Raw genomic sequence first — 23,643 nt, forward strand, 5'->3', positions numbered from 1 at the left:
CAGCATTTGGTCATTAAAAAATGTTATGGAAAAAGCGCAAATGCCGTTTACAATCAAATTTACATAGCTATGATCACCTTTTGTCTAACTTTATTGATGAAGAAAAAAGTAAGTTATCAAGGAACCCTCCTTGATATGCTTGAGTTTTTAGGTGAATATTGGTCGAAATGCTTCTTCAATTTTGTAAAAGCACTTTTTGAAAGGCCTGATCGATCATCAGATGGTCGAAGGCGACTAAACCATGAACAGGTTTTCACTGAAACCCTAGCACAGTTTGAAAAAGGAGATGTTCAGCATTTAGATGAATTAACATATGACCCTGTTTATTTGTAAAATTATGGATAAGGACTACCTTCAAATAGGACCCCTTACCCTTTTTTCTCAATTAACCTAAAAGTAAAAATACAGAATATTCTGTTATGTCATATTTTGGAATGATATTCAAAAATATACCTTTTTTACACTCTTGACTTTTTCATAATTTTTTTATGCAACGCTAGTGTAAATTCCTAAACAATAAGAAAAGCACAGGACGTTGGATTATTTACACAATCTAAAAGAGCGACCTTCTTATGAAGTCATATATCTTTACTGTTCAGCAAGCTTTAATGCGGTTTCTGTGATTTTTAAGTCTGTTTTTAATTGTTCTCCAAGATCACTGGGATGATAGATTCCCTTTTCAATCATGTAATTTGAGATGCTTTCATGTGTTTCAACAGCTATTCTTAATTGTTCTCGCAATGCGGTCCTAACCTCTGGGGTAGCACTTTCGGTAATTGCAAAAGCGATATTACGAATCGAAGCTTTTGTTGATATTAGAAAATCTGTGGCAATTACCGTATCTGTCATCCCCCCCATTCCCATTAAATTTTTGAGAAAACTATTCATTATTTATTGCTCCCATCTGTTATGAATTCCTGTAAGCGCTGTACAAATTTAGCCCCTGACTTCACATCATTTGTAAGAATCGATTTGAGTACTGGATCTTGTACTAACCCACTCATGGCAACTGATTTTGTTAAGCATAAATTTTTAAAGACTAATAGTTCATGAACCTCTAGAGTCTCATGTAAACCCATATATTTTGTCATAAAAAAAGCCCCCTTCTTGTTTAAAAGATAAGAAAGTATAAAAGTTTGTACCTAGTTTTAGTGTCTAGCTCCGGGCCCCCTGCGCTTTTGCTCAAAGATAAGAAAGTATAAAAGTTTGTACCTTGTTTTAGTGTCTAGCTCCGGGCGCCACCCGGCTCTATGGTATAAGCCAATCCCTTCCCGAAGGCAAAAAACGCCTTCAGTCAGGGCTCGTCTTATGCTTGTCGCCGAAAGGCGGGCGCCCTGTGCTTTTCTTATGTATAATTACATTTTGCTCAAATACAGCGATAATAAAATATGGTAGTTATTGGAAGTCAAGTCAACCTAGAGATTTTCGTATAAAGAAAAATAAAAAAGACAAATTAACGGTAAACTACTTTTAAAACATTGGGGAGGTACTGCTATGGACCATTCCGGCCTAGGCTACCATGAAACAATGGATACACACGAGATGATCAACTTTAAAACAGTTTGTTTAATGAAATCTAAAATGATGCAAGGTATTTGTTTCGATAATGATCTTAAAGCATTAATGCAAAAAGACGTACAACAATCCGTTAAAGCAATAAAAGAGTTGAAGGAGCTTTATGCAAAGGCCCGCACACATTAAACAAGAGGTGAGATTCATATGAATCAGGATTACTTGGACCCGAAATACGCAGAAGGTATGCCAAAGATGGCAGATTCCGCTTTTGCGCTAGATTTTTTATTATCAATTAAAACTGGAATACGATATTATGCAGTTGCATTAACAGAAACGGCAAGTCCAGAGTTAAGAAATGCGCTCTATCAACAAATGGATGATGCGATTGAATTACATGGTGAAGCCTCAGAATTAATGCTTAATAAGGGCTGGCTTTATCCAAATGATGTTGAAAAGCAGATTGAACTAGATCTAAAATCTGCTGACATGGCATTAAGTATTGCAGAAATGGAGCTTTTTCCTAATGATACAGACCGACGCGGAACGTTTGCTACCCCGAATAAATAGATTTTAGGAGGAAAACACATTAATGAAAGCAGTTACCTATCAGGGCATAAAAGATGTCGCAGTTAAAGAAGTTCAAGATCCTAAAATTGAAAAAGCGGACGATATTGTCATAAAAGTAACTAGTTCAGCTATATGTGGCTCAGATTTACATTTGATACATGGAATGATTCCAAATACATATGAAAATTATATAATTGGACATGAACCGATGGGAATTGTTGAGGAGGTTGGACCAGAGGTTACAAAGCTAAAAAAAGGAGATCGTGTTATCGTTCCATTTAACGTGAGTTGCGGCGAATGTTGGTATTGTAAAACAGATCTAACCAGCCAATGTGACAACGCAAATCCCCACGGAGATATGGGAGGTTTTTTTGGATACTCAGAAACTAATGGCGGATACCCTGGGGGCCAAGCTGAATATATGCGGGTTCCCTATGCAAACTTCACTCCTTTTAAACTTCCTGATGACTGCGAAGTAGAAGATGAGAAGTTAGTTTTAATCGCTGATGTGATGGCAACTGCCTACTGGTCGGTTGATAATGCTGGCGTTAAAAACGGAGATACAGTTATCATTCTTGGCTGTGGTCCTGTCGGGCTTCTCGCACAAAAGTTCGCATGGCTTAAAGGTGCTAAAAGAGTGATAGCAGTGGATTATGTTGATTACAGACTTCAGCATGCAAAAAAGACAAATAATGTTGAAATAGTAAATTTTGAACAAGAAGAAAACATTGGAAATCATCTAAAGGAAATTACACATGGAGGTGCAGATGTTGTCATTGATTGTGTCGGTATGGATGGCAAAATGACCCCACTTGAGTTTCTTGCAACAGGCTTAAAACTCCAAGGGGGCGCAATGAGTGCTATTGTTATGGCCACTCAAGCTGTACGTAAAGGTGGTACCATCCAAATAACAGGAGTATATGGGATGAGATATAATGCTTTCCCGCTCGGAGATATCTTTCAGCGTAATGTAAACATCAGAACAGGACAAGCCCCTGTCATTCCCTATATGCCTTACCTTTATAATTTAATTACAGAAGGAAAAGTTGATCCAGGTGATATTATTACCCATGTTATTCCTTTAGATCAGGCTAAACACGGATACGAAGTTTTTGATACAAAAACAGATAATTGTATTAAAGTTGTACTGAAGCCGCATTAACTTGTGAAACATTGTAAGACCAGACTTAAGCAAGGGCTGAGAAACTAGGGTTTGCGGATTTCGGCATGATTACCTTGCTTTTCTCCACATATAAGTTTGATCAACTTCCCTACTTATTAGTCGCAGCCATAATTATATCGCCTATTTCCAAATAATTTACTAAAATAAGCATTTTACTTGAAAACAGTGACAATAGATGTATAATAGTTGTAATTGTATATTTATGTTTTCTAGGGTTCCGCAAATATTTGGTCTGGTCCGAGAGAAAACACACAGTAACACTGTGCCACGGAAGGATAAAAGCCTGGGAGATTTTCTGTTTTAACAGTTATCTTTCAAGGCTTTTTTATTTTTTGAGTCACCCACTATTTTTAAAGGAGTGAACACTAATGAACGGAAATTGGCTTAAAGTATTTTTAGCAGCCTTTTTTGAGGTATTTTGGGTTATAGGATTGAAACACTCAGAGACCATTTGGGCATGGAGTGGAACAGTTATTTCCATCGCTATTAGTTTTTACGTTTTAATTATGGCGGGACGCAAGCTGCCCGTCGGGACTGTTTACGCAGTATTTGTTGGACTTGGTACCGCAGGAACAGTTATAGCGGAGATCGCTTTCTTTGGAGAACCATTTAAAATGGAGAAGGTTCTTTTGGTTGGCTTGTTATTAGTAGGTGTTGTTGGGTTGAAGTTAGTTACAAAGGATGATGAACCAGAAGGAGCTGAGTCTTAAGTGGCATGGGTTTCTTTAATCTTGGCAGGAATATGTGAGATGTTTGGTGTGACAATGATTAACAAGCTAAATAAAGACCGTAACCTTAAGTCGATGCTTTTTTTAATTTTAGGCTTTGGTGCAAGCTTTTTGTTCCTTGCGATCGCTATGAAAACTCTACCAATGGGAACAGCTTATGCGATATGGACAGGAATTGGTGCATCAGGAGGTGCAATAATAGGAATGCTTCTATATGGTGAGTCAAAGGATTGGAAAAGAATCGTTTTTATTGCTATTGTTTTAAGTGCCGCAATCGGTTTAAAGCTTGTCTCTTAATATAAAGACATTTTAAAGGAGAAATATTTTAAAATGAGCTCAACTAATTTTCAAAGAGAAGTTAAAAATAAATGGTATGTTGAATATGAAGAAATGCAGTTTCCTGCAGTTTTTACCGGAAAACCATCATTCGTTTTTATATGTTTTAGCCGGTGACATAGATTTGGACATAGTAAAACAAACATTAGCAAAACAGGTGTCGGCCACTTAACCTCGAATGAAAGCGCCAGTGAGTTGTTTATGAAAGCAAATAAACGTTCAAAGGTCCTTGTTTATTCTGGGAAACCTATAAAAGAAGAAATTGTCGCAAATCGTCCTTTTGTAATGAATTCGATGGATGAAATTCGTCAAGCTTATAGAGATTATCATGAAGGAAAATTTTGAGCTGCTGCAAAATAATCGGTCAACGCCTTTTTATAGTCTTCAATCGTGACCCTAATCATTTGACAACTTATTCAAAAATCAATAGACTTGACCTGTAAAAGGTAGAAATAGCAACTAAATGTAGGTGACGACAATCATGCTAAATGATTATATTGGTATTTTTATACACCAAACAGATTTACACATTACGAACTATGTTAAAAGTAAGTTAGCTCCCTTCAATCTCGCACCTGAACAAAATTTAGTGATGATGATCCTATGGGAGCAAGATGGACTAACACAAAATGATGTAGCTATAAAGTTGGCTAAGGATAAAACGAATATTGCTCGTATGTCTCATGTGCTTGAACAGAAAGGGTTTATTCGTCGAACCAATTGTCCAAAAGACAAACGTTCACAAAGATTATACCTTACAGAAGAAGGAATGAAACTTAAAGACAGTGTTATCTGTATTGCCGAAGAGTTTAACAACATAGTTTGTAATGGGATCACCGCAAAAGAGCTTTCAGAAGTAAGAAAAATCCTGTCTAAAATGCGTGAAAATGTACAGATTTAAGTACATTTTTTCATCTATAGTTGCTATAACAACCTTTTGAATTTTACAAAAATAGGAGGAAGTAAGATGTATGATGTTTTAATTATTGGTGCTGGACCCGCTGGAGCTAGTGCAGGACTTTTCGCTGCAAAAGCAGGAAAAAAGGCAGTTATTATTGATAATGACAAAAGTATGACAAAAAGGGCATGGGTTGAAAATCACTACGGTGTAAACGAAATTACAGGACCTGAGCTTGTAGAAACAGGAAAACAACAAGCAAGAAAGTTTGGTGCAGAGATCATTGAAGCTGCGGTTGTGAACATCTCAAAATCAGAGACTGGCTTTAAAGTAGAAGCAGAAGCTGGTAGTTATGATGCAAGACATATCATCGTTGCAACAGGACTTGGACTTGACCTTGCAGAAAAAATAGGTCTAACCACAAAACCAGGTACAGAGCCACGTATTAAAACTGTTTTAGATGTGAATTACGATGGAAAAACAAACATCGATGGTATTTGGGCAGCTGGAACAGTGGCCGGAGTAAGTGTACATACAATAATTACTGCTGGTCATGGTGCCCATGTTGCCATTAATGTAATTAGTGAGTTAAATGGCGAACGTTATGTTGACCATGATGTGCTTAAGTCCTAAGTTTAAAACGATGACAGTTTAATTGACTGTCATCGTTTTTTGTATATCCATCTCATATTCCCATAAATTCAAGATCATTATGTACCGCTACTTTCCTCAATTTGTCCTAATTGACGTTTCTCATGAAGCGCTACAAATGGGATCCATTGTTTTACACTTAATAATCCAAAGACCGGATACTGAAATGATAGACACCAGCGCTAGAATTTAAATTTAGATTTTCTGATGAAAATTGTAAACATATTTCCCTTATATGTAGATCTTTTTTACATTCACATTTGGGAACCAAGAACTAGTTAGGTGAATATCCTATTTATGCAAAGGAGGGATATTTTGTGTACTACAATAACTATGGGTATCCAGATGTGAGAGATGTTAAAGGCGTTTGTACTAAATATATGAACTATTATGTGTTAGGGCAAATGCTTGATGGTTCACAAGTTGAAGGCATTATTACGAATTTTGATGATGATGGGGTAATTATGTTAGTACCAGAAGAAATTGAGGCAGAAATGACCGATGATCGATACGGTGGTTATGGAGGTTACGGTGGACATGGTGGGAGAAGAAGACACCGTCGTTTTCGTCGACGTCGTTACCCATACTCACAATTTGTATTTCCATTTATTTTACCTTTTCCGTTCTATTACTAATAATAGCTAGTTTGATGACTAGTGGATAAGATGAGCCGCGGATTATGACAGCTCATCTTTTTTGATTAAGATTTAAACTTTATTATATTAAAAAATATAATTTGGAGTGTTTGCGTGACGAAATAAATTGGAATGGACCAATACATTAAATATCCCTTTTCAAAATGAAATAATCCTATCTTCACACCAATCCATTCCATGATAAAGGCAAAACATGACCATGCCAAAATATAGAACAGGTTACTGATTCCGCTTATATTAAACTTTACATAAAGATACATGAAAAAATAACTAAAAGGACCATACATAATATAGCTTAAAAAATCAATTGCTTGGTAGGCTGAACTATCATTCACATCATAAAAATCCCAAGGCTGGATGCTAATCGTATGGTCGAAGAAATTTCCAATTAACACACCAATTATAAAATAGGCTATTCCCTCCAATAAGGGGAAAATCTTTGGCAACATCAAGATTAATGCACATAAGGTAATAAAACTAATAATGACAAACCATTCATTCCAATCAAACACCTGTTCATAAACTATTATCATTTTGGCTACTCTCCCATAGCTGGAGGTATTGAAGTATTTTTACAAGTACTAGGCCAATTAATAAATAAGCTATATTGACTATTCCACCCAATAATAAATTCCAGTTTGCAAACGTAATGATTTGAAAATAAGTTAAAAGTAGGTTCACACCTTGCAAAATAGTTAGCATGCCTATAAAAAGAAAAGTCTTGTTTTTGTTGTTGGTAGGACTATAATATAGATTTACAAAAATGAGAACGACAATAGGAATGAGTAAATCTCGATACATCAATAGTGCCATAAATAAGAACTGGTCCTTTGTTAATTGTATTAGCTTTAATTCCATTGACATAATAGTTAAATAGGATTTAGTAATCAGCCCAATGACCATAAAAACAATTGAATTCTGAAGGAACGAAAGACTCTTTTTAAGAAAAAATAAAAGATAACTTAAAATGATTGTTACTGTTAGAAAAATTGGTAGTTCCATCATATAAAACCTCTTTTTACAATCACCTTTTTTAAAACCAAAAAAGATACCATCTTATATTAGATATTCCCCTTAACAGTTATAGAAATACATAAACTGTAGTTAATTCGGCACTTTGTTTTAAAAAGGCTTATGGGTTAGCACCCTGTCAATGGCTAATTGTAGAAAACAAGTTTAAATGGTAATGTGAAGAGGATAATTTTGTAATGAAGGGTATTCAAGTATTTCCATTAACATGGAAATACTCTTCTAAACCCACGAATTACTCTTCTATTTCTGCGGAATACTCTTCTAGACTCAAAATACTATTTTGCTCCCATAATTACCTACGAACAGGATTTCCCACTACCTAAAACAACTAAACCCGCTTATATGAGCGGGTTTACAGAACTTACAAATCCTTAATAATCTTATCTTTTTCTTCTTTCACCTTATCAAACATCTCATTCATCATTTCTTTAGTTAGTTCTTCTTGCTCCTCTAATATATCATTTGCACGATTTCGTTGTTCTTCGGTTGGATGGCCGTTTAACAAAAGCTGACCGAGCTCATCTTGAAGTTGATCATAGCGTTTTTGTAAATCTGACATGATGTAATACCTCTTTCAAATAAAGTCTTCTCTTAATTATATATTAAAGTTTTTATCTATGCTGTTTTATTGATTTTAGAATACTTCCATAATATGAGTTTTCATGTGGGACAAAGCTATTTTTATTGACTATCCTGTTGGTACACACCTTTTCACCATTCATATCCAATTCAAATCCTTCAATCGTAACTTCTGCTAGCATACCCAACAACAGCTTCTCAAAACTAGTGATTTCAACTTTAAAAATCCCTGACACTTCTTCAGCTTGCAATGTAAAATCATCAAAGGTATTCTTATCGTATTCGTATAAAAACACATTTGCCAATTCTTGATCAATAAAGTCAGCTGTTGTCACACAATAATCGATAACTCCCAATGATACTAAATCCTTTGCCGAGACATCAATCCCAATTTCTTCTTTTACCTCTCTAACTCCATCATCAATTGTTTCATGAGCTAAAATATGTCCCGCAGCTGTGATATCTAATAGATTGGGATAATCCTTTTTGACAGGACTTCGTAATTGAAAGTAAAGATAGTTCTCACCGCTGTCCTTACCAATAAACCAGCAATGAAACGTCTCATGCCATAGCCCTAGTTTATGTACTTGTTCACGTGTCGCCACACCAATTGGAAGGCGATTTTCATCAAAAATTCTCAACATTTCTGTTTCCATTTGCCTACCCCGTATTTTCCTCTTGTTTCAAATATAGTTTTTCATCCTCTGTACAAATGGGAAGAATCACTTCGAAGGTTGTACCGACCCCAACTTCACTGATTATATGAATTTTTCCTTTATGATTTTCTATTATTTTAAAGCAGATTGTCAGTCCTAATCCAGTCCCTTTCTCTTTCGTTGTATAGAAAGGCTGTCCAATTGTTTTTAACGTTTCTTCGGGGATTCCATCACCTTCATCTTTGATATAGACAGATACAAATGAGCAATCCATGATTATGTAAATATGGATTTTCCCACCACCAGCCATAACTTCAATCGCATTTTTTATAATATTAATAAATACTTGTTTCAATTGATTTTCATCACCATAAACCCAAATAGGTATGTTTTTCTTTGTAATGTAGAGTTCTATACTTTTCATATTTGATTCGGTACTCATGAGGGCAATAACATGATCGATTATTTTACTCAAATCGACTTTTTTAAATAAAACAACCTGTGGTTTTGATAGAACCAGCATTTCACTCAAGACTAATTCAATTCTTTTCATTTCTGAAAAAATCACATCTAAATATTCTTGCTTAAGATGCTTTCTTTCTCTTAACAATTGTAGAAAACCAGAAATTGAGGTCAATGGATTCCTTACTTCATGTGCAATTGCAGCAGACATTTGCGAGATAACAGCAAGCTTATCAGATTGGATGGCTAAATTCTCGTTGAATTGAAGAAGCTCTGTTTCTGATAACTTTCTCTCAGTAATGTCTGTTAGCGTTCCAACGGTGGAAATAAGTTCGTTGCTTGAATTATACGTAAAGATGGAGTTAATTTCCAACCATATAAATCCACCCTCTTTGTTACGAAATCGTACTTCTTCTTGGATCAGTATATTCTGACTATGTTTATGAAGTTCACATTTTTTAATGACGAGTTGACAGTCATCGGGATAAATATACTTTAGGAAATTTCATTCAAGACTCTCTTCAATAGCAAAACCAGTTATGGCTTCCCATGCTCTAAAGCTAAATTGAAAGAGTAGTTATTATAGCCATAAAAGATAATATTCCATAGAGTGATAGCGCTAATAAAAGTAATCGTTGCAATGATCCTGCCCTTGTATTTTTCAAACATGTCTAACCTACCATCCATCATATTTATATTTATAATATACATTAATTTGAATTTAATAGACAGAAAGGAATACAAAATTGACAAAAATTAAATTATTCATACTATAAATTATCATGGACCTCATTTCATTTTCACTTTAATAAATCATATAATTTCCCTCCTATGTCAGACTCATCTACTATTAGCTGTTATTTGGAAAGCTTGCTTTCACTTTTATTATGAAAAAACAAGAAAAATCAATGTTTAAAAAACATCGTTGACGGGACCAAAGCGGGTGTTTAATTCGAAGATAGATTTTGATTTCATGAAGAAGAAAGCTACTCTAATAAGGAAGAGTCGCTTTTTTTTAATCCTTATATATATTCATCGGCATTTACTATTTTTAAAGATAGGGTGACACTTGTTAATACCATAGAATATCAAACCAGATTTTCATAGCTGTAGCTAAAATTAACAATGCTAAAATGATTTGTAATATCTTTGTATTCACTTTTTTACCAGCCACCGCGCCAAGAGGTGATGCGATTAAACTTGCAATGATCATGATGAATGCTGGGAAATAATCGACTTGTCCCGTTGATAGTTTACCAATGGTTGACCCTATTGACGAAATAAATGTGATCGCTAATGAAGAAGCAATTGTCATTCGGGTAGGTATTTTTAAAATGACTAACATAATTGGTACTAGTAAGAAAGCACCTGCTGCACCAACGATGCCTGAGCCGACACCAACAATTAATGCAAGCCCTGCAGCTAACCATTTATTAAATGTAACTTGATCGAGTGGCATATCGTCAATCCCTTTTTTTGGTACAAACATCATTATAGCTGCTATTAGAGCTAAAATACCATATACTAAATTGATTCCTTCTTCTGCCATTAGCCTTGAACCAAAACCTCCGATAAAGGATCCTAACAGAATTGTTGTTCCCATATAAGTAATAAGTGTTTTATTCAAGTAACCCCCTTTTCGGTAAGCCCAAACTCCACCAATTGTAGCAAAGAAAACTTGAACCGCACTTATTCCTGATACTTCGTGGGCACTAAACGCCGCTAACCCAAATAATGGTGGAATATACAAAAGCATTGGGTATTTAATAATAGAACCGCCAATACCAAGCATCCCTGAAATGTATGAGCCTATAAAACCGATTAAAAAAATGGTAATGATAAATGTAAAATCCATCATTGTTTCCCCCTTAATAAAAGGGAACGATTGTCCGGTTCCCTGTCTACTTTTATCCTAACATATCAACGTATGGCACAGCGGTTTGGACCAATTTCCATCTCACGTTGCTTTTCATCATCTGGAGTAATTTTACCCATGTTTGTTTCACGAATCTCTTTGTACGCATTTGGTTGTGGGGGTAAGTTTTCAGTTACTAATTTTCTAAACACCGCCCCGTCTTCAATGTTTAATCCGTGGTTTTGGGCAAATAATGTACCTAATTTTTCAGAAACACTACCATCTTCATTTAATTCATCAATGATCATAGTTCCTCCTCGTTTATGGTTATTACCTCTACCCCTATGGGTATGATGTTAACTAAAATAAAAAAGGATGTCAACCCTTTTTTAAATGATACAAAAGCATAAAAATTTGTACCTAGTTTTAGTGTCTAGCTCTCCGGGCGCCGCGAGTTTTTTTATCATCTACTTTTAACAAGTAGGTTTACGGCTTCTTTGACTAGTTCCTCTGTGTTTTGACCATTTTCATTGGCCTCACGAACACATTCAACTAAATTGGAACTTACAATTACCCCTATTGCACGATCAATTGCCGTTCTTGAAGCAGAAAGCTGAGTGATGACATCTTTACAGTCTTTCTTTTCTTCCATCATTTTTAATATACCTCTTAATTGACCTTCGATACGTTTGACTCTATTTTTAATTTGCGTATCATATTCCATGACTATTACCTCCCAGCACCAAGCCTAGATTTATATATGCAGTCTACTTAAATTAGACATATTACATAGTTTAATTATAGGATCATCTCATTCATTATAGCAATCCCTACTAAAAAGAAGCGTCATTGATTACAAACTCAATAATATACCCACGTAGGTATATTGTCAAATACCAAAATCTAGGTCCTTAAAGGCAAAGGGTCATATCCGTGCCTTTACGCAATTCTATCGTTGTTATCCCACATTAAACGGCAGTATGACCCCCACTGAGGGAAGTTTCCTTTAACTTATTTACCTCTCCCTTATAAATTATATTTTTCTTTTAGCGATTCTGGTGCTATTTTTATAAATCTTTCAAGCACAAAGGTAGCAATAACTAAATCATCGATGATTCCAAGGAAGGCAAGATAATCAGGAATTAAATCAAATGGGAAGAAAACATAGGTCAAAATCATTAGAACTCCCAGTACTTTTTTATGAATCTTTACTTCAGTTGTTAAGAAAAAATCCTTTAAAAAAGGAAGAAATCGCCAAAATTTAAATATGAATGCTATTCTTTTTGTAAATTTAATCAAGTAATTCACCTCTTTTTTCCAAACCTTACCTTAGCTGATGATTTTAATTATATCTTGATCTCTACTTTCAACACCTTCATTAAAAGTAAGCCTTGTTTTAAAACGATAGGATATGTCTTTAGTCGTAATCGGTACAGTATCTGGAAGTGTAAATGTAAATGGGCTCTTATTCGTTTCTTCTGAGTTAATCTTTTTTGAAGTTAGGATTGTCGTTGAATCTATTACCAACTCTTCCCCAGTCGATTCAACCATCATCACTAAATCACAATCAATCCGTCTAATTTTTTGCTCAATTGTTCCACCTTTGATTAAGAAAGTACCATTAATATCTTCTCCTGGTTTATATGAATCCTTAGGTAAAATAAGGTCAATCCTAGCTGCGCCAATTCCTAACAGTGACATGTATTTCCTTAGTATCAATGAAAAACCTCCCAATTATTATTTATTAGATAAGCTGATATGTTTTTCATCTAATCGCTTCTCAATTTTTTCAAGTTGTATTTTATCTTTTAAAAGTTCCTCTTTATTTTTCTTCATTAACTCACTTAACGAAATTTTACCTCTTTTCATTCTGTACACTCCCTTTTTTTATTTTTTGGTATTCTATTATCAGTTGATCTAGTTTCTGACTTTGATTAATTGTTACTTCGCTACCGAGCCCATGTGTGTTTACAAGATTCGTAAGTTTTCCAGATTCCTTTTCTATTGTTGAAAGCAATCGTTGCTGCATATTTTCCATGGGCCTTCCTCCTTTATTTAACCTTAACTATACTTAGATTTACGATTATAAACGCAAAACGTTTCATAATAAGCAAAAAAACCTCTACCATGGTTGGTAAAGGTTTTAAACAATAAAGACCTCTACCGATTAGGTAAAGGTCTTGCTAACAACGTCACGTTGCCAACAAAGCCGAGAGTTAAGCACTCCGAAATGACGACCTTGTTGTAAAAGCTACTCCCCTTTAGGAGAAACTATTCAACTGTATGAAACTATCATATAGTATTCTAACAATATTGTCAATTGTTTATTTTTATCACGCATTAATTGGCAGTAAGACCCCCACCACAAAACTTTGAGAACAAGAGGAAGCTTGGGTTTTAGATGAAGAAAACCCCACTTGATGTTTTACTTTATCATTTTCAATTGTTACGATTGCGTATTATTAGTATTGTTAAGGTAAAATATACTAAAAGACAAGTTAAGAAAGAGGTTGGCAACTACGTATGACATATATTCTATTATTAATTGGGTTTGGTTTGTTAATAAAAGGTGCAGACTTTTTTGTTGAGGGATCTTCAAAAATAGCAACAATGCTTAATATTTCCCCACTTTTGATTGGCTTAACAATTGTTGCTTTTGGAACGAGTTCACCTGAAGCAACTGTGAGTATTTTAGCAGCTTTAGAAGGAAACGCTGGGGTTGCAATTGGGAATGTGGTTGGAAGTAATATTTTTAATATCACATTTGTTGTTGGTTTAACAGCATTTTTAAATCCATTAAAGGTTGAAAGTACGACAATTAGAAAAGAGATTCCTTTTACGTTATTAGGGAGTATTGTGCTGTTAGTTCTTATTAGTGATATCGCACTACAATCGGGACAAACCGCAAACTTAATCACAAGAAGTGATGGCCTGATATTCCTACTGTTTTTTGCGATATTTATGTATTATATCTTTGAAGTTGCTAGAAATAATCGCGAACAAAATCCAGGTGAAGATAGTGGTAAAGATAAATCAAAATTAGGGAGAAATAGTTTATTTACGATAGGTGGTCTTGCCGCAATCATTTTTGGTGGTGACTTAGTTGTTGATAATGCTACAGAAATTGCCTATTCATTTGGAATGAGCCACACACTTGTTGGCTTAACGATAGTGGCTGTTGGAACCTCCTTACCTGAATTAATCACATCTGTTACAGCAGCAATCAAAAAACAGAGTGAGATTGCATTGGGTAATATCGTAGGAAGTAATATTTTTAATATTCTTTTTGTACTTGGTACATCATCGTTAATTTCTCCACTCGCTGTTAACGATAAAATATTTATTGATATTATTATTATGATTGTTTTAACGATTGTTCTGCTTATGTTTTCTAGATCTAATTCTAAGATCGGTAGAACCGAGGGGGTAATCCTTGCAATAACTTATATCATTTATATGACTTACATTATTATGAGGAATTAACGAAATACATGAGAAATTATCAAAGTAGGGCGCGCCGACACCATTCTTCTCCTCTTAAGTAAGTATCCGTATATAGTCCTCTACTTGTAGATGAGGAGTCATTTACGGTATCTTTATCATATAGAAAGACATGCTAGCATTAATTACATAAGATAATCTAAATTTAAAGGTGTGTTTTGTTTGCGTATAAATAAATTTATTAGTGAATCAGGAATTACGTCGAGGCGTGAGGCTGATAGGTGGATAGCTGCTAAAAGAGTTACAATCAATGGTGTGGTTGCTGAGTTAGGTAGTAGGGTTGAGCCAGGGGATGATGTTCGAGTTGATAATAAACCCATTAAAGTCGAAGAAGAGTATGTTTATCTTGCTCTAAATAAACCTGCTGGCATAACGAGTACAACTGAAAGACATATTAAAGGAAATATCGTTGATTTTGTTAATCATCCATTGCGAATATTTCATATTGGTAGACTTGATAAAGAGTCTGAGGGCTTAATCCTCCTTACCAACGATGGTGATATTGTTAATGAGATACTGCGTGCAGAAAATAAGCATGAAAAAGAATACATTGTTACAGTAGATAAACCTCTAACACCGTCCTTCTTGAAGGAAATGTCAGAGGGTGTGGAGATCCTAGATACGAAAACACTTCCCTGTAAGGTTACACAGCTTTCAAAGTATGTGTTTCGGATTATTTTAACACAAGGTCTCAACCGTCAAATTCGACGAATGTGTATAGCCCTTGGCTACGAGGTTCGAAAACTTGAAAGAACACGGATCATGAATATTCACTTAAATGGTCTTCCAAGAGGACAATGGAGAGACCTTACAGAGAAAGAACGTACGGAATTATTCTGGGAGCTAAATTATCAACCTAAGCAAAGATAAGAAAAGCGGATGGAGCGAAATCAATTTTTCGACCCATCCTTTTTACTTACATATTTTTTAGTAGCCCCTCCACTTCATTTAGTGGTAGTGGACGCGCAAAATAGTATCCCTGGCACTCGTCACAACCATGTTCTTTTAGAAACTGAAATTGTTCCTGTGTTTCTACCCCTTCTGCGACAACACGTACATTTAATGCACGTGCAAGCGTAAGAACCGATTGAATAATATACTTTGTTTTTGACGAATTGCCTATCTTTTGGATGAAACTTTTGTCAATTTTTAAATTATCGAACGTAAAGTCCTGCAAATAACTTAATGATGAAAATCCTTTACCGAAATCATCGATGGCAATTTTCACCCCAATAGCCTTTAATTTCGAAAACAGTTTGATGGTTTCTTCGGCATTTATTATCGCGGTAGTTTCAGTTATCTCGAGCTCTAAAAAGCTTGGATTTAATCCGCTATCATGCAAATAGTCGCGTAATTGATCAAGAAACGAAGGATCATTTAACTGACAATTTGCAACATTTACTGATAAATGCAAATCGTTAAACCCCGCTTGGTGCCACTTTTGTAGTTGTGTTATTCCTTCCTTTAAAACCCATCTACCAACTTCAATGATTAATCCAGATTCCTCAGCAATTGGGATGAAAACATCAGGGGGATATTTCCACCTAATAAGTGCTTCAAAGCCACATATTCGATTTGCGTTTGTATTGATTTTTGGTTGGTAATGTAGGGAAAATTCTTTTTGCACTATCGCTTCTCTTAACTCCTGCTCAATGATCGTTTTCTCTTGCAAATCCCTTTCCATATCAGGGTGGAAAAATGAAAAGTTATTTTTCCCCTCCTGTTTGACCACATACATTGCAGTATCTGCTTTTTTTATCAAAGTATCTACAGTATCTCCATCAGAAGGATAACCGGTTATACCAATACTCGTCGTAATAAAATAATTTTTATTGTGTATTTGAATTGGATCTTCAAATATTTTTATGAGTCGCTCTGCAATTTGTTTCGTTCCTTCTTTAGATGTATTTTTTAGCACACACAAAAATTCATCTCCACCAAGTCTTGCAACGAGATCTTCTTTCCCTACACAATTTGTTAACCGCTTAGCTATTTCAACCAGTGCAAGGTCTCCGATAGGATGTCCCGCAGTATCGTTAATAACTTTAAAACGATCTAGATCAATAAACATTAGACTAAATAGCTTTTCTTGACCTATCATTCCTTTTAATGCTTTTGTAATATAGATTCTATTTGGAAGACGAGTTAACGGATCATGGAATGCTAAGTAATTTATCATTTGATCTGCTTTCTTTTTCTCAGTAATATCTCGGTAGTTTAGAACCACTCCATTTATACCCCAAACATCTAGTAGATTTGTTCCGATAATCTCAAAATCAAGAAGGCCCCCATTTTGGTGACGAATTCGTATCTCCAAACGAACTGATTCATTTGGCTTTTCTAAAATTTTGTGAAAATAGCTCATGACTTCATCATGAATTTCTGGATCTATATATTCCAACATAGAACTACCAATAACTTCGTTTGGATCATACCCCAGAGCTTTTTTCACGGTAGAACTGATATAGTTAAAATAGCCTGCTGAACTCAAGATCGCAATGACATCAAAAGAATGCTCTACTAGTTTCTGGAATTGAACCTCAGTTCGTTTTCGTTCTGTAATATCTTTCGCTGTACCAATCATTTCGATGGGCTCATCGTTCGCATTTGAAATGACATACCCTTGAGATTGGAAGTATTTTATTTTACCTATTGGATCAATCACTCTAAACTCGATATCAATAGGAATTCCTTCTACCATTGCAGACATAACTGAATCTTTTACAAACACTAGATCCTCTGGATGGACAATGTTCCAAAACATGTCGATTGGCTTAAACTCAGTTTCAGTGTCAGTGTCAGGTAACCCAAATAAACTAGACAATTCTTTTGAAAACTTTACTTCACTAGTTTTAATTTTATATACCCAATCTCCTATTTTGCCGACTCGTTGAACATTGCTCATTAATTCGAATGTTTTCTTCTGCTCTGTACTATCAAAGGATACTCCGTCAATACGAACGAGCTTATTATCTTCATAGTAAGGATTGATTCGTTCTTTAATCCATCTAATGGTTCCATCTGGCCTATAAATGCGATACTCTCGATTGTATAATTCAGCTTGATTATCAATTTCTTCAGCATACCAAGAATGCTTATCTTCAGGATGGATAATATCTAACCAACGAGTAGGATGTTTATACATTTCAGCAGCAGATATTCCAAAAACCTTTTCCACACTTGTAGACATATATACTATTTTCTCTGTTTCAATGTCAACGGACCAAATCATAATTTCCAATGTGTCTGTAATTGACTTTAGCCGGTTCTCAGCTTCTAGTAATTTTGCTTTAAAATGTTCTTTGTAGCTTAAATCAGTTATAGCGATAATAAACATACCAATGATTTCATTGTCCCAACACACAGTTGAAACACATGAGTAAACTGAAATAAACGTATTATCTTTTTGCCTCATCCGAAATTCCACGCCTGCTTTTTCTAAATTTTCATCATTACATCGTAAGAGCCATTTCTGGTTTAACAATTCCCAATCATCAGGATGAATATAATCTGATATGAAGGTATCTTCTAGTTCTTGTTTAGAGTAGCCTATTACCTTATCACTTGCTTCATTTACAAGACGTACTTTACCCTTTGTATCTATTAAAAACATTATTTCTTTAGATTGATTAAAAAGATGATGTAATATATTGTTTTCCTTTAATAGGAGGCTAATTATGTCCACTTTAAAACACATCCTCTTTAGATAAAAATAAGACCTTCTAGATTTATTGTTAACCAATACATACCACTTATGATTACCAATAAATCAACTCCTTACTAAACAACAAATTGGTCAAGTGATGACTGCCAAACAGTAAATATTGGTATGGACAAACTTTACGTCAATGACATTTACCAATATCGATTAAAAGCGGAGAAGAACTCCTTCTTGGACAATCAGCGAATCTCACTTGTCAGCCCTCACTCAAATAATCAAAATCTAACTGGCAGTCTTTTCTCGTTGACAATCTAAAACACTTGGTATAATGTTGATAAGTTCGTTATTAATCAAATATAGAATGATAACAAGTAAATATAGAAAGTGAGGCTGTCTTGATGTCAGGGGACCAAAGAAAGAAAATGATCATTTTGATGATCAATATGTTTATTGCAATAGGTAGTTTTGGCATTATCATCCCCATCTTACCAGCCTATTTAGTTTCGATTAATCAAGGTGGTACTGCTGCTGGCCTTATGATTGCCATTTTTGCTGGTGCTCAGTTTATCTTTTCACCGATAGCAGGGAAATGGGCCGATCAATATGGTCGTAGAAAGATGATTATTTGGGGACTAGCAGGCTTAACACTCTCAATGTTCGTTTTTTATGCTGTTGATTCAATTTGGTGGCTATATGCCTCACGTGTTATTGGAGGGATTGGTGCAGCACTACTTATTCCCGCTATTTTTGCATATGTAGCAGATATTACAACACTCGACCAGAGAGCCAAAGGTAATAGCTTAGTTTCAGCATCAATGTCACTTGGGATAGTAGTTGGACCTGGAATTGGAGGCTTTTTAGCGGATTTCGGTTTAAAAACTCCTTTCTTAGTTTCAGCAATCGTATCACTTATTTCGGTGATTTTTTCAATCGTTGTTCTTAAAGAAAGTGAAAGAAAACAACCTACTAATGCTTTTGATTTGTCACTTGAAAATGAATCTATGGCAAAAAAATTAGTACGCTCCATTAAGATGCCCTTTTTCATCCCACTTATTATAACGCTTGTTATGAGTTTTGGTTTAATGGCATATGAATCTGTGCTTGGACTTTTTGTTGACAATCAGTTCGGTGCAACCCCGCAGGAAATTGCATTTATGGTAACTTCGACCGGTATCGTTAGTGTCATTGTACAGCTTTTTGTCGTGGATCGGATTGTTCGAACTTATGGAGAAGGAAAAGTGTTAAATGTTTTCATAGGAGTAGCTGCATTTGGATTCCTTCTTTCACTATTTGCTTCAAGCTATGCAATGTTCTTTGCAATATCATTAATTATCTTCTTAGCAACTTCAATTCTTCGCCCAGTTTTGAACACACTTATTTCGAAATTAGCTGGGGATGAACAAGGATTTGCGATGGGAATGAATAATGCCTATATGAGTATCGGAAACGTATTAGGACCGACACTTGCTGGTTTACTATATGATGTAAAAATAACCTATCCTTTCATACTAGGTCTTTTACTTTTAGTTGTAACACTCGCTATTACGATGATTTGGCAGAAACAAACACACAAACAAAATGCTGCTTTAAAACCTAATAAAGTTTAGTTGGAATTAGTAACCAGTGATCGTTAAAATAAGAGGAGATTTTCCGGTTAAATTACGTAATAAGGCTTGGTTCGGGGTATATAAGCGGAGGTTTTCCGCTTAAGCAATGCAAAATGATCCATTTTGACGTTTTTTGTGTAAATAGTCGGAATCCTTCCGTCTATTTAAGCTATTTTAAGTGCTATTTCGTAATTAAGAGAAATTTCTCCGCTTATTTATTAACCCATGCTGATTCCCTCATCTCTTGGTCCTTGAGGGTTCGCTCTTTATTTTTATTTATGGGAGTCAAAGAGGTGTTTTCATCACATCACTTATAATCGAATTAATAGAATATCCATGAGTTTTTATCACTTTTTGGATTTCATTCAAGTTAGTCCGCATGATAATACGCCCTTTTTGGTAGATTTGGTAAGGTACCTTAATCATGCCAAAAACCTTGTGTTTTTTGTTCCGATTAAAATGAGGGATAAATCGCGTTGTTGCTAGGTGCGAAACTCAAGTTAGTAATTATAGAAGTTTGTACCTAGTTTTAGTGTCTAGCTCCGGGCGCCATCGGACCTGAGGTCATAAGCCATTTCCTTTAAGAAGGGAAAACCACCTTCTAGAATAAACCGTCTTATGCTTGACTTGCACAGGATGTGGTAATGTCGATGTTCGCCACAGGACGTTGCAGGTTTTAATCGACGTGCCTATAGGCGGGCGCCCTATGCTTTTCTTATGTACTATTATTCTTATTTCGTTTCTAAACGCACCGTAATTTTATCCAATAATGACCCGCTCTTTAGGATAGTGATAATTTGGCTCACTTTCATTTTTGCTAATAATATAGATAAAAGAAAGAATACCTACCCGTCCAATAAACATTAATAGTATTATGATAATCTTCCCAATCGAACTTAGCTCTGGTGTTATCCCCATCGAAAGCCCTGTGGTTCCAAATGCTGAAGTCACCTCAAAAAGTAACTGAATTGTTGTAAATTTCTCTGTAAGTGATAAAAAGATTACTGCCGTAAAGCAAAGAAACATTGCAATCATCGTAACAGCCATAGCCTTTAATACATCTTCCTGATGCAATTCTCTTTTAAATACCTTGATTGATTTATTGCCTCGTGCCAAATTATATATATACAATAAATTAAGTGCGAAAGTAGTCGTTCTAACACCCCCACCAACTGAGCTTGGAGATATTGTTAATTATTGTTGTTATTGAATTGATTGGAGCGATCATTTTAGGTCGTCCAGACAACCGATACATTCACAGTTCCGGGGATATTTATTTTAATGTTTATTTTGCAATTTGGTGGAATCGGAATCATGACCTTAGTTATTTGGGCCGGAGAAAGCTTATTGAAAAATGGCTCCTATTCCTATAAAATCGAGTTAATAGAATGATGTTTTATTATACTACTCTGTTGCTTTAAACAGATACATTTTCACCTCCAGCCAAAGCAATTGTCCATAGTAAACCTGCGGCTAATATAAGTACAGTAAATGCTACTACGACTACTATTAGTAAGTTCATTGTTATCACCTCAAAATCATTTCATGTATAATCTCTATTATAGAGTATGTATTTTCTAATTGGGAGAATTGTTTAATAGAGTATGTTTTTATAATTGAGGTGATATAAAATGTGTGGAAGATACACCCTATTTGCTGAGTTTGAGGACATCATCAACCGATTCAATATAGAAGGCGGCATAAATGAAGACGATTATTTTTTCAGCTATAATATCGCCCCTTCCCATTCCGTTTTATCAGTCATAAATGATGGTTCAAAAAATCGAATCGGTTACTTACGTTGGGGGTTAATTCCGCCGTGGGCAAAGGACGAGAAAATTGGGTATAAAATGATAAATGCTAGAGCAGAGACTTTATCTGAGAAAAATAGCTTTAAAAGTTCCTATAAAAATAAACGATGTTTAATAGTAGCCGATAGTTTTTATGAATGGAAACGTCTTGATAGCAAAACAAAAACGCCTATAAGGATTAAGCTTAAATCGGATCAATTGTTTGCGATGGCGGGTCTATGGGAGCAATGGAAATCCCCCAATGGAGAAGCGATTTTTTCCTGTACTGTAATTACAACTACACCTAATGAGCTTGTAAAAGATATTCATGATCGTATGCCTGTTATTTTAAAGCCAGAAGATGAACAAATCTGGTTAGATCCAAACATTAAAAATACCGAACGCTTAAATCAATTTTTAAAACCTTTACCTGAAAAGCTGATGGAAGCGTATGAAGTTTCATCCCTGGTTAATTCGCCAAAGAATAATTCAGCTAATTTAATTCAACAAATTTGTTAGTGTGTTTCGTTTAATAAAAGGCAATGACTTTCCCCTCCCCACATTTGTAACTTTATGCCGTTTTTTAAAAAAACTGAAGCTGATAAATATTTTTTTGATTTATCAGTTTAAAGATATACTAGGAAGGAATGACAACTAGTAAAGGAGTTTTACTAAATGAAAAGATGGACATTTATTGAAGCGTCTGACACCTTTGTTGGAGGCCTTACTGAAGATGGAGATAAGTATTGGGAACTTGCAATTGAAGGATATAATGATTTTGAAGATTTAAGTGATATCGAAACGATTGTTTTGGTACGCGGGATTCAAAAACATGCTAAAGGAATAATTGATATTGTGTATGATTATAGGTTTGAAGAAATTATAGACAATGAAACCGTTCAGTTAAGACTAAAAGAGGCTGTGGAAGATATTATTGATATGTTTAATAACAACGAGTAATCTTTAGAGCAAGGAAAAATTTCTGGTGTTAAAGCCTCCTCCAAAATCTTAAATCAATAGTCCTAGTACATTCTATTTTAGGGGTACATACACTATTAATGAAAGGGGGAGAATGAAGTGGAATTTAAAATGGATCGTCTTATTTTCTTATTCTTAGCCTGTATCTTTGCTGGATTCGCACTCTTAAAGGTGGCAACAGTTGCTACATTTTTAGCTAGCTTACAATCACTTATCATAATTGTGGCAGTATTGGTTATTCTAATTTTCTCAATTGTGATTATCTATAAAGGCTTCATGGCGTTATTCGGAAAATAGCACAAAAAGGCTCAAATCTGGGCCTTTTTATATTGGTCAAATACTTAAATTATGCATAATTAAGATAAAAAGTGGCAACTTTAACAAATGTATAGCCATTGGAAAGTGAGACTCAGTCATGTATGACATTCTTATAATTTTTTTACTGCAAATTATCCTAGTACCCATTTTATCTCTAAGAATCATTTTCGTAGTAAAAAACATGAGCCTACTTGCTACAATATTTGGCTTTTTAGAGGCATTAATTTATGTATTTGGACTATCAATTGTTTTTAGAGGTGAACAAAGCATTGCAGAGATGCTCGTATATGCATTAGGTTTTGGAATTGGTATTTACATTGGAGTGGTCATTGAAAATAAATTAGCTATTGGATATACCACACTTACTGTCAATCTACTTGATAAAAATACAGATCTTGTTGCAACACTTCGAAATGAAGGGTTTGGAGTTACTATTTTTGAAGGAATGGGTAAAGATAGTGTACGGTATCAATTGCAGATATTAACCAAAAGAAGTATGGAAGAAAAGGTTATCGGAATGATCGAACGCTATGATCCACACGCTTTTATCATTTCATATGAACCACGGAAATTTAAAGGTGGTTATCTTCTAAAGTCAATGAAGCGGATTCAAACTAAAAAAGGGCAGATTTAGAAACCAACAGTCTCTAAACCTGTCCTTTTTTGCGTT

At 34.9% G+C, this 23,643-nt stretch carries 30 protein-coding genes, 4 pseudogenes and 1 riboswitch; of the genes and pseudogenes, 18 read left to right on the forward strand and 16 right to left on the reverse strand.

The features are described from left to right. Positions 1-333: pseudogene (locus PY093_RS15715) on the forward strand (IS4 family transposase); the annotation flags it as partial. Positions 334-588: 255 nt separating this feature from the next. On the opposite strand, the gene PY093_RS15720 reads toward PY093_RS15715, so the two are convergent. Both PY093_RS15720 and PY093_RS15725 read right to left on the reverse strand, forming a co-directional pair. Then, positions 589-888, reverse strand: coding sequence for a spore coat protein (locus PY093_RS15720; protein WP_275646803.1), 300 nt, complete (start codon positions 886-888; stop codon positions 589-591). Then, the gene (locus tag PY093_RS15725; RefSeq protein WP_275646804.1) at positions 888-1,091 is read right to left on the reverse strand and encodes a hypothetical protein; all 204 of its coding nucleotides are present in this window, start codon (positions 1,089-1,091) and stop codon (positions 888-890) included. Before PY093_RS15725 ends, PY093_RS15720 begins: the two co-directional genes overlap by 1 nt. Positions 1,092-1,494: 403 nt before the next feature. Here PY093_RS15725 and PY093_RS15730 point away from each other — a divergent pair, with 403 nt between their 5' ends. The 9 genes from PY093_RS15730 to PY093_RS15770 all read left to right on the forward strand — a co-directional run bounded on the left by PY093_RS15730 (position 1,495) and on the right by PY093_RS15770 (position 6,513). After that, a complete protein-coding gene (locus PY093_RS15730) occupies positions 1,495-1,701 on the forward strand; it encodes a spore coat protein (protein ID WP_275646805.1) in 207 nt (68 codons plus the stop codon). An 18-nt stretch (positions 1,702-1,719) separates the two neighbouring features. Continuing rightward, a complete protein-coding gene (locus PY093_RS15735) occupies positions 1,720-2,082 on the forward strand; it encodes a spore coat protein (protein ID WP_275646806.1) in 363 nt (120 codons plus the stop codon). 22 nt (positions 2,083-2,104) lie between these two features. Then, positions 2,105-3,244, forward strand: a complete 1,140-nt coding sequence (locus PY093_RS15740; RefSeq protein WP_275646807.1) for a zinc-dependent alcohol dehydrogenase — start codon at positions 2,105-2,107, stop codon at positions 3,242-3,244. Between the two features lie 219 nt (positions 3,245-3,463). Continuing rightward, positions 3,464-3,557, forward strand: a riboswitch (guanidine-I (ykkC/yxkD leader). A gap of 76 nt (positions 3,558-3,633) precedes the next feature. Further along, the gene (locus PY093_RS15745; protein ID WP_275646808.1) at positions 3,634-3,975 is read left to right on the forward strand and encodes a DMT family transporter; all 342 of its coding nucleotides are present in this window, start codon (positions 3,634-3,636) and stop codon (positions 3,973-3,975) included. Continuing rightward, positions 3,976-4,290, forward strand: coding sequence for a DMT family transporter (locus PY093_RS15750; protein ID WP_275646809.1), 315 nt, complete (start codon positions 3,976-3,978; stop codon positions 4,288-4,290). A 240-nt stretch (positions 4,291-4,530) separates the two neighbouring features. Continuing rightward, positions 4,531-4,674, forward strand: a complete 144-nt coding sequence (locus tag PY093_RS15755) for a pirin-like C-terminal cupin domain-containing protein (RefSeq protein WP_345774244.1) — start codon at positions 4,531-4,533, stop codon at positions 4,672-4,674. Positions 4,675-4,810: 136 nt separating this feature from the next. Beyond that, a complete protein-coding gene (locus tag PY093_RS15760; protein ID WP_275646810.1) occupies positions 4,811-5,230 on the forward strand; it encodes a MarR family winged helix-turn-helix transcriptional regulator in 420 nt (139 codons plus the stop codon). A gap of 66 nt (positions 5,231-5,296) precedes the next feature. Beyond that, entirely contained in the window at positions 5,297-5,860 is a 564-nt protein-coding gene (locus PY093_RS15765; RefSeq protein WP_275646811.1) for an FAD-dependent oxidoreductase, read from the forward strand. 335 nt (positions 5,861-6,195) lie between these two features. After that, a complete protein-coding gene (locus PY093_RS15770; RefSeq protein ID WP_275646812.1) occupies positions 6,196-6,513 on the forward strand; it encodes a hypothetical protein in 318 nt (105 codons plus the stop codon). 65 nt (positions 6,514-6,578) lie between these two features. Here the strand turns inward: PY093_RS15770 and PY093_RS15775 are convergent, their stop codons facing one another. The 12 genes and pseudogenes from PY093_RS15775 to PY093_RS15830 form a co-directional block, all read right to left on the reverse strand. After that, entirely contained in the window at positions 6,579-7,067 is a 489-nt protein-coding gene (locus PY093_RS15775) for a hypothetical protein (protein ID WP_275646813.1), read from the reverse strand. Continuing rightward, positions 7,051-7,536, reverse strand: a complete 486-nt coding sequence (locus PY093_RS15780) for a hypothetical protein (RefSeq protein WP_275646814.1) — start codon at positions 7,534-7,536, stop codon at positions 7,051-7,053. The genes PY093_RS15775 and PY093_RS15780 overlap by 17 nt, the downstream gene beginning before the upstream one ends. Positions 7,537-7,927: 391 nt before the next feature. Further along, positions 7,928-8,125 (reverse strand): hypothetical protein, encoded by a 198-nt coding sequence (locus PY093_RS15785; RefSeq protein WP_275646815.1) that lies wholly within the window; start codon positions 8,123-8,125, stop codon positions 7,928-7,930. Positions 8,126-8,177: 52 nt separating this feature from the next. After that, positions 8,178-8,801: an NUDIX hydrolase gene (locus tag PY093_RS15790; protein WP_275646816.1), complete on the reverse strand. Its 624-nt coding sequence runs from the start codon at positions 8,799-8,801 to the stop codon at positions 8,178-8,180. Positions 8,802-8,805: 4 nt separating this feature from the next. Next, a complete protein-coding gene (locus PY093_RS15795) occupies positions 8,806-9,753 on the reverse strand; it encodes an ATP-binding protein (protein WP_275646862.1) in 948 nt (315 codons plus the stop codon). 582 nt (positions 9,754-10,335) lie between these two features. Further along, a complete protein-coding gene (locus PY093_RS15800; RefSeq protein WP_275646817.1) occupies positions 10,336-11,118 on the reverse strand; it encodes a sulfite exporter TauE/SafE family protein in 783 nt (260 codons plus the stop codon). Between the two features lie 65 nt (positions 11,119-11,183). Further along, positions 11,184-11,426 (reverse strand): annotated as a pseudogene (locus tag PY093_RS15805) (MBL fold metallo-hydrolase); the annotation flags it as partial. A 155-nt stretch (positions 11,427-11,581) separates the two neighbouring features. Continuing rightward, a complete protein-coding gene (locus PY093_RS15810) occupies positions 11,582-11,842 on the reverse strand; it encodes a metal-sensitive transcriptional regulator (RefSeq protein ID WP_275646818.1) in 261 nt (86 codons plus the stop codon). 302 nt (positions 11,843-12,144) lie between these two features. Continuing rightward, positions 12,145-12,426 carry a YkvA family protein gene (locus PY093_RS15815; RefSeq protein ID WP_345774245.1) on the reverse strand — a complete coding sequence of 94 codons (282 nt, stop codon included), beginning with the start codon at positions 12,424-12,426 and terminating at the stop codon, positions 12,145-12,147. A gap of 21 nt (positions 12,427-12,447) precedes the next feature. After that, positions 12,448-12,837 carry a sporulation protein gene (locus PY093_RS15820; protein WP_275646819.1) on the reverse strand — a complete coding sequence of 130 codons (390 nt, stop codon included), beginning with the start codon at positions 12,835-12,837 and terminating at the stop codon, positions 12,448-12,450. Between the two features lie 18 nt (positions 12,838-12,855). After that, a complete protein-coding gene (locus PY093_RS15825) occupies positions 12,856-12,987 on the reverse strand; it encodes an FbpB family small basic protein (protein ID WP_275646820.1) in 132 nt (43 codons plus the stop codon). Then, positions 12,974-13,156, reverse strand: coding sequence for an aspartyl-phosphate phosphatase Spo0E family protein (locus PY093_RS15830; protein ID WP_275646821.1), 183 nt, complete (start codon positions 13,154-13,156; stop codon positions 12,974-12,976). Before PY093_RS15830 ends, PY093_RS15825 begins: the two co-directional genes overlap by 14 nt. A 485-nt stretch (positions 13,157-13,641) precedes the next feature. Between PY093_RS15830 and PY093_RS15835 the strand changes: the two genes are divergently transcribed. Both PY093_RS15835 and rluF read left to right on the forward strand, forming a co-directional pair. Beyond that, complete coding sequence (locus PY093_RS15835; protein WP_275646822.1) at positions 13,642-14,601, forward strand: calcium/sodium antiporter; 960 nt, start codon at positions 13,642-13,644, stop codon at positions 14,599-14,601. Between the two features lie 180 nt (positions 14,602-14,781). Further along, positions 14,782-15,489, forward strand: coding sequence for a 23S rRNA pseudouridine(2604) synthase RluF (gene rluF, locus PY093_RS15840; RefSeq protein ID WP_275646823.1), 708 nt, complete (start codon positions 14,782-14,784; stop codon positions 15,487-15,489). Between the two features lie 46 nt (positions 15,490-15,535). Here rluF and PY093_RS15845 read toward each other — a convergent pair whose 3' ends face one another. Continuing rightward, positions 15,536-18,304, reverse strand: a complete 2,769-nt coding sequence (locus tag PY093_RS15845; protein WP_275646824.1) for an EAL domain-containing protein — start codon at positions 18,302-18,304, stop codon at positions 15,536-15,538. Between the two features lie 374 nt (positions 18,305-18,678). Between PY093_RS15845 and PY093_RS15850 the strand changes: the two genes are divergently transcribed. Further along, on the forward strand, positions 18,679-19,887 hold the full coding sequence (locus PY093_RS15850; protein WP_275646825.1) for an MFS transporter: 1,209 nt from the start codon (positions 18,679-18,681) through the stop codon (positions 19,885-19,887). A gap of 759 nt (positions 19,888-20,646) precedes the next feature. Here PY093_RS15850 and PY093_RS15855 read toward each other — a convergent pair. Next, positions 20,647-21,072 (reverse strand): annotated as a pseudogene (locus PY093_RS15855) (potassium transporter TrkG); the annotation flags it as partial. Positions 21,073-21,120: 48 nt separating this feature from the next. Between PY093_RS15855 and PY093_RS15860 the strand changes: the two are divergent. From PY093_RS15860 to PY093_RS15880, 5 genes and pseudogenes are all read left to right on the forward strand, one after another. Further along, a pseudogene (locus tag PY093_RS15860) lies at positions 21,121-21,219 on the forward strand (hypothetical protein); the annotation flags it as partial. Between the two features lie 299 nt (positions 21,220-21,518). Then, positions 21,519-22,196, forward strand: a complete 678-nt coding sequence (locus tag PY093_RS15865) for an SOS response-associated peptidase (RefSeq protein WP_275646826.1) — start codon at positions 21,519-21,521, stop codon at positions 22,194-22,196. Between the two features lie 156 nt (positions 22,197-22,352). Beyond that, a complete protein-coding gene (locus PY093_RS15870; protein ID WP_275646827.1) occupies positions 22,353-22,637 on the forward strand; it encodes a hypothetical protein in 285 nt (94 codons plus the stop codon). A gap of 117 nt (positions 22,638-22,754) precedes the next feature. After that, entirely contained in the window at positions 22,755-22,952 is a 198-nt protein-coding gene (locus tag PY093_RS15875) for a hypothetical protein (RefSeq protein WP_275646828.1), read from the forward strand. A gap of 118 nt (positions 22,953-23,070) precedes the next feature. Continuing rightward, positions 23,071-23,607 (forward strand): DUF2179 domain-containing protein, encoded by a 537-nt coding sequence (locus tag PY093_RS15880; RefSeq protein WP_275646829.1) that lies wholly within the window; start codon positions 23,071-23,073, stop codon positions 23,605-23,607. Positions 23,608-23,643: the final 36 nt, after the last annotated feature.

The organism is Cytobacillus sp. S13-E01, from assembly GCF_029193815.1.
Lineage (GTDB): Bacteria > Bacillota > Bacilli > Bacillales > Bacillaceae_L > Bacillus_BV.

Excerpts from the sequence above, each read along its gene's own strand:
- PY093_RS15720 (WP_275646803.1), bottom strand. The coding sequence starts at position 888 with ATGAATAGTTTTCTCAAAAATTTAATGGGAATGGGGGGGATGACAGAT.
- PY093_RS15725 (WP_275646804.1), bottom strand. The coding sequence starts at position 1,091 with ATGACAAAATATATGGGTTTACATGAGACTCTAGAGGTTCATGAACTA.
- PY093_RS15730 (WP_275646805.1), top strand. The coding sequence starts at position 1,495 with ATGGACCATTCCGGCCTAGGCTACCATGAAACAATGGATACACACGAG.
- PY093_RS15735 (WP_275646806.1), top strand. The coding sequence starts at position 1,720 with ATGAATCAGGATTACTTGGACCCGAAATACGCAGAAGGTATGCCAAAG.
- PY093_RS15740 (WP_275646807.1), top strand. The coding sequence starts at position 2,105 with ATGAAAGCAGTTACCTATCAGGGCATAAAAGATGTCGCAGTTAAAGAA.
- PY093_RS15745 (WP_275646808.1), top strand. The coding sequence starts at position 3,634 with ATGAACGGAAATTGGCTTAAAGTATTTTTAGCAGCCTTTTTTGAGGTA.
- PY093_RS15755 (WP_345774244.1), top strand. The coding sequence starts at position 4,531 with ATGAAAGCAAATAAACGTTCAAAGGTCCTTGTTTATTCTGGGAAACCT.
- PY093_RS15760 (WP_275646810.1), top strand. The coding sequence starts at position 4,811 with ATGCTAAATGATTATATTGGTATTTTTATACACCAAACAGATTTACAC.
- PY093_RS15765 (WP_275646811.1), top strand. The coding sequence starts at position 5,297 with ATGTATGATGTTTTAATTATTGGTGCTGGACCCGCTGGAGCTAGTGCA.
- PY093_RS15775 (WP_275646813.1), bottom strand. The coding sequence starts at position 7,067 with ATGATAATAGTTTATGAACAGGTGTTTGATTGGAATGAATGGTTTGTC.
- PY093_RS15780 (WP_275646814.1), bottom strand. The coding sequence starts at position 7,536 with ATGGAACTACCAATTTTTCTAACAGTAACAATCATTTTAAGTTATCTT.
- PY093_RS15785 (WP_275646815.1), bottom strand. The coding sequence starts at position 8,125 with ATGTCAGATTTACAAAAACGCTATGATCAACTTCAAGATGAGCTCGGT.
- PY093_RS15790 (WP_275646816.1), bottom strand. The coding sequence starts at position 8,801 with ATGGAAACAGAAATGTTGAGAATTTTTGATGAAAATCGCCTTCCAATT.
- PY093_RS15800 (WP_275646817.1), bottom strand. The coding sequence starts at position 11,118 with ATGGATTTTACATTTATCATTACCATTTTTTTAATCGGTTTTATAGGC.
- PY093_RS15810 (WP_275646818.1), bottom strand. The coding sequence starts at position 11,842 with ATGGAATATGATACGCAAATTAAAAATAGAGTCAAACGTATCGAAGGT.
- PY093_RS15825 (WP_275646820.1), bottom strand. The coding sequence starts at position 12,987 with ATGAAAAGAGGTAAAATTTCGTTAAGTGAGTTAATGAAGAAAAATAAA.
- PY093_RS15830 (WP_275646821.1), bottom strand. The coding sequence starts at position 13,156 with ATGGAAAATATGCAGCAACGATTGCTTTCAACAATAGAAAAGGAATCT.
- PY093_RS15835 (WP_275646822.1), top strand. The coding sequence starts at position 13,642 with ATGACATATATTCTATTATTAATTGGGTTTGGTTTGTTAATAAAAGGT.
- PY093_RS15850 (WP_275646825.1), top strand. The coding sequence starts at position 18,679 with ATGTCAGGGGACCAAAGAAAGAAAATGATCATTTTGATGATCAATATG.
- PY093_RS15865 (WP_275646826.1), top strand. The coding sequence starts at position 21,519 with ATGTGTGGAAGATACACCCTATTTGCTGAGTTTGAGGACATCATCAAC.
- PY093_RS15870 (WP_275646827.1), top strand. The coding sequence starts at position 22,353 with ATGAAAAGATGGACATTTATTGAAGCGTCTGACACCTTTGTTGGAGGC.
- PY093_RS15880 (WP_275646829.1), top strand. The coding sequence starts at position 23,071 with ATGTATGACATTCTTATAATTTTTTTACTGCAAATTATCCTAGTACCC.